This is a genomic window from Myroides injenensis M09-0166 (assembly GCF_000246945.1).
In the GTDB taxonomy this organism is placed as follows: Bacteria; Bacteroidota; Bacteroidia; order Flavobacteriales; family Flavobacteriaceae; genus Flavobacterium; species Flavobacterium injenense.
The window spans coordinates 15,236-27,819 of the sequence record NZ_BAEX01000018.1; the positions used below are offsets into that span (position 1 = coordinate 15,236).

The following is a 12,584-nucleotide window of genomic DNA, read 5'->3' on the forward strand; positions in this document are numbered from 1 at the left end:
ACAATATGGAAACTATGCTGTGAGGTAATTTTTCTTTTCGTTATAGGCTATTATGAATAGTACTCTATCAATAACAATACATGATAAAATGGTATAAGTACTAATTAAACTCCAAAATATCATTTGTCCTACGGATGTTATAAAGCTTATTTCTAGTAAAATATTTATATAAATACCTGTTGTTGATGTTGTTAATAATATTATTGTGCGATTGAATGTCTCATCTATTAGATAGATGCTTTTTTTCTCATTTATATATTTTAGTTTTTTTTGTAAGCGAACTGCAAGTATTGTAGGAAGAATTAAGAAAGCAATATTGATAATTTTAAATAGTAGGGGACTGCAAAATAAAGTAATGCTAAAAAATACTAAGACTAAAGCTAATGAGAATATTATTTTCGGAAAGGTGAAGTAATCAAGTAGCCCTCTCCAAGCAAGTTTTTTATATTCTTTATATTTATTACGTCTTTTTTGTTTAACTAATAGTTTTAAAGTTTTGGACTTATCCCATTTATTAAAAACTATTCTTTTAGCACTATTAAAGTTTAAAGTTGGTTCTGTGGCACATAAATGCTCAATATCACTTGCTATATGGTCAACTATCTCATCAATAATCTCGATATATTGTACATTACAATCAGCTAATGACTGTCTTAATATCCCTAGCTGTTTTATAGTTAGTTTTTTCATAGCAATTAAGTTTTATATATCATTAAACTTTTTGGTATTCTTTTATCTTGCAAGCTTCAAGAAAAAGGTAGCTCTGGTAAATAGCAAATATTAAGACCATTGGAATCATTTTATAATTAGTATCTGATGTCCAGAATAAGCCTAGTATAAATAAGGGAATTAGTCCATAATTAATAGCTTCTTTTTTTATGAATTGCATTCTGTAATTTTGTATGTTTTTGCATTTGAAATACAAAAGAATACTAATGATAATATTAAAGATGCCTATGCTTTTAAATGTAATTTGAGCAATACCATAATCAGTTATATATTCACTTAATAAATAATGACCACATAGTCCAATACTTATCGCTAAAAGAAAACAAAGTACATCTCTTTTATACCACTTTTTGGCTATAAAGCGAGGAACATGATTATATCTTATCCACAAATGAGGAGTTAGTTCTTTGTTCCATTTATTAAAGGTTTGTTTAAAAGCCGCTTCATAGGCAATGCCATTTGTCATTTTGTCTTCTATTTCAGAAGCAATATGGTCTAAAACTTCATCGCGAATATCATCAAATTTTATTTGATAGTAATCGATTAAGAAATTCTCAACTTGCTTTATTTGTTCAAGATTTAATCGTTCCATACTTAATACCTTTTATAGTTATGCAATTTTTTTTCTTAGTTGTTTAAAGCTTTCGTAGTACATGCATAAGACTACTAAAAATTGGTAAGAAGTAATTAATGATATTAATAAGCCTGGTGCTTGTATAGGGCTATTTGTTTTAAAACTTTCGTAAGTAGAAGCACTTATTAAAAGTAATAGACAAAATAATGTAATACCACAATTAATAAGGTTTTTACGTAAATATGTAGCTCTATATGAAGCTTTTTTTCTATAAAACAGATACATTCTAATAGTCAATAATAAACCTAAAGTAATAACTGAAACAGTGAAAAAAGTGACGATATCGTCTTGAATTTTTGAAATAGGTTTATAGAACAAAAATAGTAGAGCTAGTAAAGAGGTGAAAAGCCCAGCAATTCTCCAGCGATAGTCATCTTTTTTCTCCCATGTTTTAGAAATAAAAGCTGGTACTTTGTTATATTTGGATTTTATGTTAGCTTTCAATAGAAAATCCTTTTTAGATTTCTTATTTGGTTTTAGTAAAGGATCCCATTTGTCAAATATATATATTAATGCGTTTTCAAAATTCATATTATATAGAGACACAGCATCTTCAATCTCGCAAATGATATGATCTGCTATTTCATCATTTAAGTAATCATATTTTATATCATATCGTTCTACCTGTTTAAGTATAACTTTTATCTGATCTTTTGTTAATATATTTAATTGATTCATTGTAAAAAGAGTATTTAATTTTACGTCAATTTAAGGTTAACGATGTTTTGCATGTTTCTAATAAAGTTTTCCAGTTCTTCCATTTTGGTATCTGTTTCTTTAATACCTGATTCAGTAAGCTTATAATACTTTCTTACACGACCATCTACGCGCTCCATTTCTACATCTAAGAAACCATCTGCTTCTAATTTATGAAGAGCAGGGTATAGTGCTCCTTCAGTTAGATTCATCTCACCAATTGTTACTTCTTTTACTTTTTGTGTAATTTCATAACCATACATTCTGCCGTTCTGCTCAAGTAGCTTCATAATAATAGCATTGAGACTACCTTTATATAATTGTTGTTGCTTTTTCATACTTAAGTATCTTATGTATGTCAAATGTAACAAAAAATTTAATACATCTATAACTTATGTATTAAAAAATGTGAATAAAAACTTAAAAAAAGTAGGCTTTGTCTTTTTTATTTAAGTTGTTGTTTTTTTAATTAATTGTATTATAAGTATTTGTGTTTTATCGTTGTGTGAAGAAAGTAAGGGTAAATGTTAAGTTTTTTTGTGTAAGTAGTTTGAATTTTTAGTATTGAGAGTGTTTCATACTAATTAATATCGATAAATAGTTATGATGGTTTTGTGAAGTAAGCTGTTTTCTGATTTAAATGGAGAAGTAATGTTTGTATACTTTCTCAAAGATTTGATAGTTGATGATAGAGGAAAGTCATTAGGACAATAACAAAATAAGATATGCTAGCAATTAAACTAAATCAAGTGAAGTATAATATATAAACTATTTAATAGATTATTCTGCTAATAATAGAAGTATAATTAGATAAGTGAAAAGCGATTTATATTGCTTCAATATGAAATTCTCTATACATTGTATCATTGCTGTTTTTAACGGGTTTTGGCAATGATTTAAAGATAAAAGTACCTTTTTCTTCGTCATTTAAAAATTCATAATCACTATTGAAGAAATTGAAGTAGTCTTTACCATTTTCAGTAAAACTGTATTTAAAAATAATGTCTTTTTTATCACCATTATTGAGGTACCCATCTAACTGAAAGAACTTACCTTCGTCAGAATAATACAAGTTGACATTAGACATAAAGAGTTGCTTACCGTATTCTTTATTATTTACATAGATGATTTCGTACGCATTTAGAATTGGTTCAGGATGGGCTTGTCCGTAACTAAAAATGGTAAAAAATAATAAAGAATTCAAAAGTAATTGTTTAATCATTGTCTATGAATAATATAATTGTTTCTATAAGCAGCTAATTTACTTTATAATATGTATTCAAAAAAGAAAGCGAATGAGAATTATTGATCTAACTCCTCTTTCGCTCTTTTAATTTATTACCTATTTCTACTCAATAATATTTAATTGGTATAAAAGAAAAGGTTGTTTTTGATCATCATATTCATTAACTGCATCATTGAAAGAATAATCTTTTGGGTATTTCTTCAAATATTCAGATTTTAATTCACGTAATTTATTACCCATCAGTACTTCTTTAGACCCCTTAGTTGAGTTTGAACCTTTGTCGTTTAACCATTCGTTAAAAACGGCAATATGTTTTTGTAAAGCTTCTTGGTATTCAGTATCTTGGATGTTATGTATTTTAGTTAGAACTATTTTAGTCTTAGGTAGTTCATTATAAGGAGCTTTAGTTTCTAAAAACTCAATATTATCATCGCCAAATTGTTTTAAATAATCTTTAAAATCTTGTTCTCTATATATTTTATAGATTGCTTCTTGAAACTTTCCTGCTTTGTAATTAGGATCATTCTTTAGCTGTCGGTTTCTACTTGTTACTATAGGACTTGATAGTGTTATTCCTTCTGGCATTGGCTCGTCAACATTATATGTCCAATTAAAATCATGTTTATCTATAAAAAGTTTATTTGAAACTTGAAAAGGGACAAAAATAGTTGTGATGCTATCATTTATTTTTAAACGCAGGGAATCACTTTGTGTTTTTATTGCCCAATTTGCAAATTCTTCAGTAGCTCTCTCATCATTAGGATCCATGAAGATTTGTTTGTAGAAAACATAATTACTTTGTGTAGGGTTGATGATTGCTTGCGTACTATTTACACGGCCACCATTGTGAAAAGTCAGCTCTTGTCCATTGTATTTTAGTTGATGTTTTCCATATTCAATACTTACTTCTTTTTTAGTATTTGCTGGAATATCGTATGAAATATTATCAATGTAAACGGTTATTGGTTTATCTGTTGGGTTGTCAATCCAATAATTATTGGAGCTAGAATTACATCCCACAAATAGAAATGTAACTAATAATAAACTTAATAGTAGTGATTTTCTCATTTAATAAAATTTATAATTATGCAAATTTATATATAATACTTTGAGTTTTATTGTGCTTTTATTGAAATGTCTTTTTATTGAATAAGTTGTTTTAATTATGTTTTTAATAAATCATTTGTAGTTAAGTTGTCGTATTAGTTTTTTTAGTTTTAATAATATTATGTTGTTTTTATGTTAAGTTTTTTGAGTAAGAATTATGTTAAATAATGTGTTATGATTTGTTTTTTATATTTTTTAACAAAAATAAAGTCTTTTTTTAATTTTTTAAGTAAAGAATATTATATTTGGCAAGTTGTTTATTAATAAAAAATATCAATAAAAGTGTTAATCTAGTTTTAAATTATATATTGCAAATGAAAAGAAAAAACTTATTAATTATTCTTTGTTGCCTTATTATGTCATTAGGGTTTACTTTGAAATCTAAAGCTCAGATAATTATCGGAGAAGCTACTGTACCAGAAGCTTTCTCTGTGTTAGAATTATCTACTGCTATAACTAAAGGAGGGTTACGTCTTCCACATTTAACTACTGTAGAGCGTGATGCTCTTGGTTTTATATCTAAAAGTGGTACAGTTTCAAATCAAGGTTTAATGATTTATAATACTACAACAGATTGTATAGAGTATTGGAATGATATTAAATGGGTTAGTTTATGTTTAGGGACTGCTAACATTGAGTTGGAGTCTTCTTGTGGAAATTATGATGCTTCTAAACCACCCATTTCTGAGGCTATTAATGCAACAAGTAAATGTATCTATACACCAAAAGATAATCCAGAGTGTATAGTGCCTTCTGGACAAGCCTATCAAGTTTATTTGACTTCTGGAGATGCGTATGTTACTTTAGATGTTGATCCTATTACTTCCGGTTTTTCAGTTTCTTTTATAGACAATAATAGTAGTCAAAATAGAACGGCAATTGTTAGAGTTGTTAATAATTGTTCTGGTGAATTTCAAGATTTTATTTTTGCACAAAAAGGAGCGGATTGTCCTAATTTGCAAAATCCTATTTTAAACGCTAGTACTCTTACTCTTTGTGATGGAGGAAGTGCTTTTGCATATATACAAAATGCTGAGGTAGGAGCAAATTATATTTGGACATATGCTGGAGTTGTAGTACATACAGGAAGCTACTATGAAATTAAACGTGCAGGAACTTATACTGTTTATCCTGGATTAATCGGATGTGGTCAGGAAGCAACAGTAACTGTTGCAGCAAGTAATACGAAAGCGCCTAAAGCTCCGTATATCACAGCTACAAATAGTGGTATTCTATGTGGTGGTGGTAAAGTCTCATTGAGAGCAGAAACTAGTGATCCAGTTATATGGTATCACAATGGTAAACCTACTGGAAATGGTGCCAACCCATTAGAGGTCTCTGGTGCATCTAATGAAGGAGAATGGTTTGCCGCTGTTAGTGAAGGTACATGTTCTTCATCTTCAAGTAATAAAGTTCAATTATTGGATCAAACTACTTCGAGCGTATCTCTTGCTACACCAAAGATGTCTATTGATGGTAAAGAATTAACTGGTAGTGGATCACAAGTATTCTGTGCTAATGGTAGTATAGTACTTGATGTTCTTAATGCTTCTTCTTATCCAGAGGGGGTATCTTATGAGTGGTTTGTTAATGGGAATACTTTGGGAAGATCTGGTAAAGCAAATTATATTTTTAATGTGCCAGCAGGTTTAGATAAGATTTCTATTTCGGTAGAAGTAAGTAATAGAGGTGTAAATTGTCCAAATACGACTATCTCTCCTTCTACAAATATTACTTTTACGGCATCAGGAAATACTAATATTAATAATGGAGATACAAAAGCATTTATTTGTGGAGGTGCTCCAGCATTATTAGTAGCAGGTTTACAAGGTGCAGATGCTTACGAATGGTATGAAAATGAAAAACTAATTCCTGGTGCTAATACAGGAACTTATAGCACCACTAATCTAGGCAGATATAAGGTACGTTATAAAAGTGCAAATGGTTGTTGGAGTAAATTTTCTCCAGATATAACTGTTGAGAATAATTTTCCAATTTCGATGACTTGGTCTATGGCTCCAGGAGACGTAAATAATAAAGTTATTTATGGAGAAACAGAAAGCTATTCAGTAACATCTGCACCTGCAGCAGATAGTTATATATGGAGTGCTTATCGCGCAGACGGAGTAACTGAGATACCAATATATGTCTCTACGAGTGGAACAGTGGGAACTATTACTTATCCAAAATTAACAGTACCTGAAGAAATAACTATTAAAGTGTTGGCTAAAAATGGTTGTGGTCAAACCACATTAAGTAAAAAAGTAACATTAGATTCTGGATGTAATCCTGTAAACTCTGTAAATATTACGCCCAATGGAGCAAAATTATCAGAAGGTAAAGCAATGCAGTTCACTGCGAACTCTGCTGGGGCTACAAATTATCAATGGAAATTAGATGGAGTAATTGTAGGAGCAGATCAAGCTACTTATAATTACTCTCAAGCTACTATTGGAACTCATACTTTAAGTGTAACAGCTTCTGGGTGTGGTGGATCTGCAACAGCAACAATTACAATTCAAGTTAATCCTGATTTTAGCTTGATTACATCAGATAATACTGGGCAATATAGCATTAGTGGTAAAGCGTGTTATGATGTTAGAATGACTGCTACACCTGCTTGTGGACCATTGGAGAGTCGTAATAATGATTTTGTTAATTCAAATACATTTACATATACATTTAACCACTCTACTCCATATACAGAATTAAAGTTCTATATAGCAGATGATAATAAAAATGTAATATCATCTACTTCAGTTGTTAATAAAGATTTTAAAATTGTTTTTAGAGATGATATTAGGGAGTATATTAAAAATAATGATTTGGCAGAGGTAACTATTATTGCTGTATTTAAAAATAATGCAAAAGATATAAGAAAAGTTACAAAATCAATAAGAATTCAAGACTGTTCATGTTGTGGTGCCAAGGTTAGTTTGACAGAATGGAAAGTATTTAAATGTCATAATTTGGGTGTTAAAGAAGATTTAGAACCTTTAGTTCCTTCATTACAATTAATAGGACATTTTTATCAATGGGGAACTAATGAGGCGTTAGTTGCACCTCCTAGTAGTATTAGCTATCCTGGGACATGGCCTAGAGGGACTGTAGCTAGTAGTTCTGCATGGAATGGTTCAAAAGGTCCAAAAGACCCATGTCCTACAGGATTTAGAGTTCCAACTAAAGCTGAGTTTGAAGGTTTATGGATATATAATAAAAAAGAGGAACTTGGAAGTTTTAATGATGAATATCTATATAATAAAGGATATTTATTTGAAGATGTATTATACTTGCCAGTAAGTGGTTATAGACAAAGTGGTGATGGATCTAGAACGCTAATGGCTAGACCATTTTATTGGACATCTACAAGTGCTGGTTCAAATGATGCAGTTATGTTTTCTGTTAGATATGATAGCAAATATAAATCACAGCTAGATATGATAGATGGCTATTATAAGAATAATGCGACACCGATAAGATGTATCGCTGAATAATTTATTATATTTAAAACCTGCTACTTGATGAGTTAAGTAGCAGGTTTTTTTATTTATATATTTCAAATATTAATGTTATTTTTTTAGATTCTGTAGCTAAATAAGCTTTGTATTGTTTTATAATATTATAATTTGATGTTTTGTACCCTTTTTAAAATTAAAAAATTATTTCTATGAGTAGATTAAGAATTATTATTATATGTATATTTTTTTTTAGTTTTCAGTTTGCTAAAGCGCAGAATATTGAAATTGAATTTCCCCATTTTAAAAACCAAGGTTGGTGGTTAATTGTTTTTGAAGGTGAAAAAATTGATACTATTAGTAGTGGAGCCCTTGATGAGAAAGGAAAAATAAAGTTAATTTTACCTGAAAAATACAAAGATTATAGAGGTATGGTGAGTTGGAAACTTACTAATGGAGGAGGTTTAAATTTGATTGTTTCTGAAAAAGGACCTATAACTATATCAAGTTTAGAAAAAGAACCTGCTACTGAAAATATTACTTTTACTAATACCTCTGAAAATACTTATATATCCAAGCGTTTAAAAAAACAACAAGATATTTTTAATAAAGCAGATGCTCTATTTCAAGCTTCAAAATATTATGATAATAAAGATGAAATCACTAATGTATTTAAGGAAGAAAGAAATAGATTAACAAAGGAGTATCAAAAGTTACTTGCTGATACAAGAGAAAGCAATTTATATGCAGCACGTTATGCTGAATTTATGGATATTATAATGGGTAATGGTGAAAGTTTATCACTTGACCCTATTGTAAATATAAAAGATGCAAGAAGGTTTATAGTTGATAGATTAGATTTAGAAGATTTATATACTTCTAGTTTATGGACAGTTATTTTAAGTAAATGGCTAGATTCTTATGCTTATGAAGATGGGAGTGAGGAAGAAGTGAGCAACATAGTTATTAAAGATTATAATAACATATTAAATAGGACTACAAATAATAATGTAAAATCAGCATTTCAAAATACCATTCACGATTTATTAGATAAAAATGGTAAAGCTGAGTTTAATAAGAAATTAGGTTTGATAGGACTCAAGGGCAGTGACTTTAACCTGAATGATGATACAAAATTATCGGATGTAAAAGGAAAGCGTTTAATATTCTTTTATAGTAGCTTTTGTGACCTTTGTCAAGAGCAGTTAAATATTTTAAGAGCTAAGTATAAGGGACTTATTAATAAAGGAATTACTGTTATTGGAGTAGATGCTGATCCAAGTGATCAGAAAAATCAACCATGGAAGTATGATGTAGATGACAAACTCTTTGAATTATACCGTAAATATAAAGTGGAGCAAAGTCCTGTTTTTGTGTTAATAGATGAAAATGGAATAGTGATAGATAGACAAGATAATTTAAATGGTATTGTTTCTAAAATATAAATTTACTTAAAAGACTTAATTATATCTTATTTACAATTAAGTCTTTATTTTTTGAAAAAAATCACTTTATTTGTTGCTGTTTAAAGACTATAAATACTTGTAATATATGCGACATTAGAGCTGTAATAGAAGTAATATTTTAGGAATGAGTAAACTTATTAATACAAAGATTTAAATATGATATTAACAGCAAAAGATTTTGAAACAACGGATTATGATCAAGATGTTTTAAAAGCCGAATACACATATAATGGTACAGAAATTACTATTGCCTTATATAATGGAGAAAATAATATAGATGAGATTTTAGTTGATATTGATGAAGTTGTAAGTAACCTAGCTTCTTATGACGAGAGAGGAAAAAGACTAATAATTGATGAATTATACGATGCTTATAATGAAGATGAGGCACTAACAGAAGAAGAGTTTAAATCTCAAATAGGTCTACTATCTTTATATTTTACTGGTGATAAGGAAGCAGAATTTATGTATGAAGGTGGTGATATATTTGGAGGACATTTTTTAGCAATAGAGTTAAAGGATGGCTTTTTTGAGGATGGTGTAGCTGTCGAGGGATAACGATTTTATTAAATATATATGAAGGCTTTCCGAATAGGAGAGCCTTTTTTATTGAAAACTAATTAATTATCTTATGTTGTTTTAATGTTATTTTTCTCGTAAAAAGAACGGATTAGGACATAAGTACTTTTTTATTTGTTTTAGTAAGTTTAGATTTGTGGATTAGGGGTATTTATATAAGTAAGTTTTTGTGATGTTAATACAAGATATCTTAAAAAGAGTAGTTAAAAGCGATTTAAGTAGAGCAAAGAAGTTTCCTGTCAGAGAATTAGAACTAGATAATACTGGTCGTTATATTGCTTTTGTTGATCAAGGCGAACATAGTTTTGATGTATCTATAGAGTTTTCCGATAATAATGTTGGTGTGATGACGTGTGATTGTGGTAGTGGAGCTGATTTGTGTTTACATAAAATAGCTGTTTTATCTGCATTAAAGAATAATCAAAAATCTAAAAATACTTTAGGTAAGAAGACTAAGAAAACTACTAAAAAAAAGAAATTATCTGAAACTGATGAACTTCTTTTACAGATTAATAAAGATGTATTAACACAGTGGTTAAAGACTGTTTTTAAGAAGAATAAGTCTTTAGAGAAACAATTTGTACTTACTTTTAGTAATAAAGAAATAGAATATACTGCTGAGCAAGTAAAAGAGCTTACTGAAGAAATCATCAGCTCTGTAGCTGGAAAGCGAAAAACACTAGAGGCTATTAAAATTAAACAAATCCTTGATTTATTACTGATAGCCTACGAGCCTATCAATAATTTTGTCATAGTTAATATCTCTAAACCTATCTCACATAAGATTTTTGCATCACTTTTAGATTGTATTTATGCCTTTGACCATCGAATATCGCATCACAGTAAAAAGTTTAGCGAATTTGTAGATAGTTTTGTTGAGCAATTTGCGCTGAATATAAATAATATTCAAGATGAGAAAGAGTGGAGACATGTCGTTGAAATACAGATACAAAGACTATTTACTTTGTCTTATCGTGCTAATAAAGAGTACGATTATATGCTGGTACAGTTTATTTATCTAACTGCTCCTCCTCATAAGGTAACTATTTACATGGAATTATTGAAAAATATTTTAATAGAGAATGCTCAAATAAAATATCTATTTAGAAACGACTTTATTCAGTTCTTATTAAAAGTAACTGCCAAACATAATATTTATCAAGATGTAAGAACTTTTTTCGATAAATAATTTAATACTAAGTTGCATTATAATATTATCTTTATTAGATATTTGTCAAATATTTTATGAAAAGAATTATTACACTAAGTCTTTTATGTTTATTCTGTAATCTAGAAGGAATAGCACAAGAGAAAAGCAACAAGAATACTGTTTTTGGTGCTAAAGCAGGTTATAACCTTTCATCAATAACCTCATATGAAGATTTTAATGTGAAATCAGGATTTCACATAGGAGCAGTGTCTGAGACTTTTATGTCTTCTAAATTGGCATTACAAATAGAATTACTATTCTCTACACTTGGAGCTGAACTAGAAACTGTAGATTATTTACCTAATAATTATACAGGTAAGTTTACCCTGAATTATATCAATATACCTGTGATGGCAAAGTATTATTTAACTAATAAGTTTACTATACATTTTGGTCCTCAAGTTGGTTTTCTTGTGTATAAAAAATATGAATTAGATGGAACAAAGAAAGATATTAATCGAATTATTAATAATGCTGATTTTGGCTTAAATGCAGGTTTAGGATATGAATTTAACAATAATATTTTTATAGAAACTAGAGGAAGTTTTGGCGTTACCAAAGTATTGAGTCAAGATTATGGAAATAACAGAAATATTGCTTTTCAAGTTTCCCTAGGCTACAAATTTAGATAATGTCATATATTTTCCAATAATACTGTAACTATATGAATAGCTAAAATAATCAAATTCTGTGTTATATTTGTTTATATTCTTTTAAATATATTGTTTTATTCCATTTATGTCTTTTTTATCCTTGTTAACCTTGGTTTTTATTATAAGTTGTAATAGCAATTGTCTCTTTCTTACATTATGATATATTTGCGAATTAATATTTTTTTATAATTTCATTAAATATATTTTATGAATAGAGTATGGGTAACTGCAATGCTAGCACTAACTTTAGGGTTATCTGCTCAAGCGCAGGAAAAGGAAAAAGAATTACCAGCATTGAAATATGGTGGTAAAATAGGTTTTAACCAATCTATAATTACTGGTGCAGAAGATACAACTGGTAAATCAGGGTTCCATATAGGTGCAGTATTAGAAGTATTTGTTAGCGAACGTATATCAATACAGCCAGAGTTAGTTTACTCAACTCAAGGAGCCAAATTAGAAGGAGTATTTCCATATAGTTATTCTGGAAAAGTAAAAATGAATTATATTAATATTCCTGTGATGGCTAAGTTTTTTGTATCACGAGGTTTTAATATTCAAGTAGGACCACAAATTGGATTTGCAGTAAAAACAGATATGGAACTTGAAGGTCAAACTGCGGATATTGGTAGTGTGGTAAACAAAGTTGATTTTGGATTTAACTTTGGTTTAGGATATAATTTCCCTTCTGGCGTTTTCTTAGAGACACGTTATAATGTGGGGACTACTAATGTACTTAAGAATGTAGATAAAAGTAATAAAAACGGGACATTCCAATTTTCATTAGGATATAAGTTTAATTAAAATAG

General features: G+C 28.9%; 12 protein-coding genes. 6 read left to right on the plus strand and 6 right to left on the minus strand.

Annotated features, from left to right (window positions below):
• Positions 1-12 precede the first annotated feature (12 nt).
• The 6 genes from RH98_RS04575 to RH98_RS04600 form a co-directional block, all read right to left on the minus strand.
• The gene (locus tag RH98_RS04575; protein ID WP_010251014.1) at positions 13-690 is read right to left on the minus strand and encodes a hypothetical protein; all 678 of its coding nucleotides are present in this window, start codon (positions 688-690) and stop codon (positions 13-15) included.
• Between the two features lie 22 nt (positions 691-712).
• On the minus strand, positions 713-1,321 hold the full coding sequence (locus RH98_RS04580; protein ID WP_010251016.1) for a hypothetical protein: 609 nt from the start codon (positions 1,319-1,321) through the stop codon (positions 713-715).
• 18 nt (positions 1,322-1,339) lie between these two features.
• Positions 1,340-2,041 carry a hypothetical protein gene (locus RH98_RS04585; protein WP_010251019.1) on the minus strand — a complete coding sequence of 234 codons (702 nt, stop codon included), beginning with the start codon at positions 2,039-2,041 and terminating at the stop codon, positions 1,340-1,342.
• Positions 2,042-2,061: 20 nt separating this feature from the next.
• Positions 2,062-2,397, minus strand: coding sequence for a PadR family transcriptional regulator (locus tag RH98_RS04590; RefSeq protein ID WP_010251021.1), 336 nt, complete (start codon positions 2,395-2,397; stop codon positions 2,062-2,064).
• Positions 2,398-2,885: 488 nt separating this feature from the next.
• Positions 2,886-3,263 carry a hypothetical protein gene (locus RH98_RS04595; protein ID WP_141629418.1) on the minus strand — a complete coding sequence of 126 codons (378 nt, stop codon included), beginning with the start codon at positions 3,261-3,263 and terminating at the stop codon, positions 2,886-2,888.
• Between the two features lie 144 nt (positions 3,264-3,407).
• Positions 3,408-4,373 carry a hypothetical protein gene (locus RH98_RS04600; RefSeq protein ID WP_010251025.1) on the minus strand — a complete coding sequence of 322 codons (966 nt, stop codon included), beginning with the start codon at positions 4,371-4,373 and terminating at the stop codon, positions 3,408-3,410.
• Positions 4,374-4,726: 353 nt separating this feature from the next.
• Here RH98_RS04600 and RH98_RS04605 point away from each other — a divergent pair, with 353 nt between their 5' ends.
• From RH98_RS04605 to RH98_RS04630, 6 genes are all read left to right on the plus strand, one after another.
• Positions 4,727-7,906 (plus strand): phage tail-like protein, encoded by a 3,180-nt coding sequence (locus RH98_RS04605; protein ID WP_141629419.1) that lies wholly within the window; start codon positions 4,727-4,729, stop codon positions 7,904-7,906.
• A gap of 173 nt (positions 7,907-8,079) precedes the next feature.
• On the plus strand, positions 8,080-9,312 hold the full coding sequence (locus RH98_RS04610; RefSeq protein WP_010251029.1) for a peroxiredoxin family protein: 1,233 nt from the start codon (positions 8,080-8,082) through the stop codon (positions 9,310-9,312).
• A gap of 177 nt (positions 9,313-9,489) precedes the next feature.
• Positions 9,490-9,891 (plus strand): DUF2262 domain-containing protein, encoded by a 402-nt coding sequence (locus RH98_RS04615; protein WP_010251031.1) that lies wholly within the window; start codon positions 9,490-9,492, stop codon positions 9,889-9,891.
• Between the two features lie 190 nt (positions 9,892-10,081).
• Complete coding sequence (locus tag RH98_RS04620) at positions 10,082-11,101, plus strand: hypothetical protein (RefSeq protein ID WP_141629420.1); 1,020 nt, start codon at positions 10,082-10,084, stop codon at positions 11,099-11,101.
• 56 nt (positions 11,102-11,157) lie between these two features.
• Positions 11,158-11,754: a porin family protein gene (locus RH98_RS04625; protein ID WP_010251035.1), complete on the plus strand. Its 597-nt coding sequence runs from the start codon at positions 11,158-11,160 to the stop codon at positions 11,752-11,754.
• A 228-nt stretch (positions 11,755-11,982) separates the two neighbouring features.
• The gene (locus tag RH98_RS04630; protein WP_010251037.1) at positions 11,983-12,579 is read left to right on the plus strand and encodes a porin family protein; all 597 of its coding nucleotides are present in this window, start codon (positions 11,983-11,985) and stop codon (positions 12,577-12,579) included.
• Positions 12,580-12,584 lie beyond the last annotated feature (5 nt).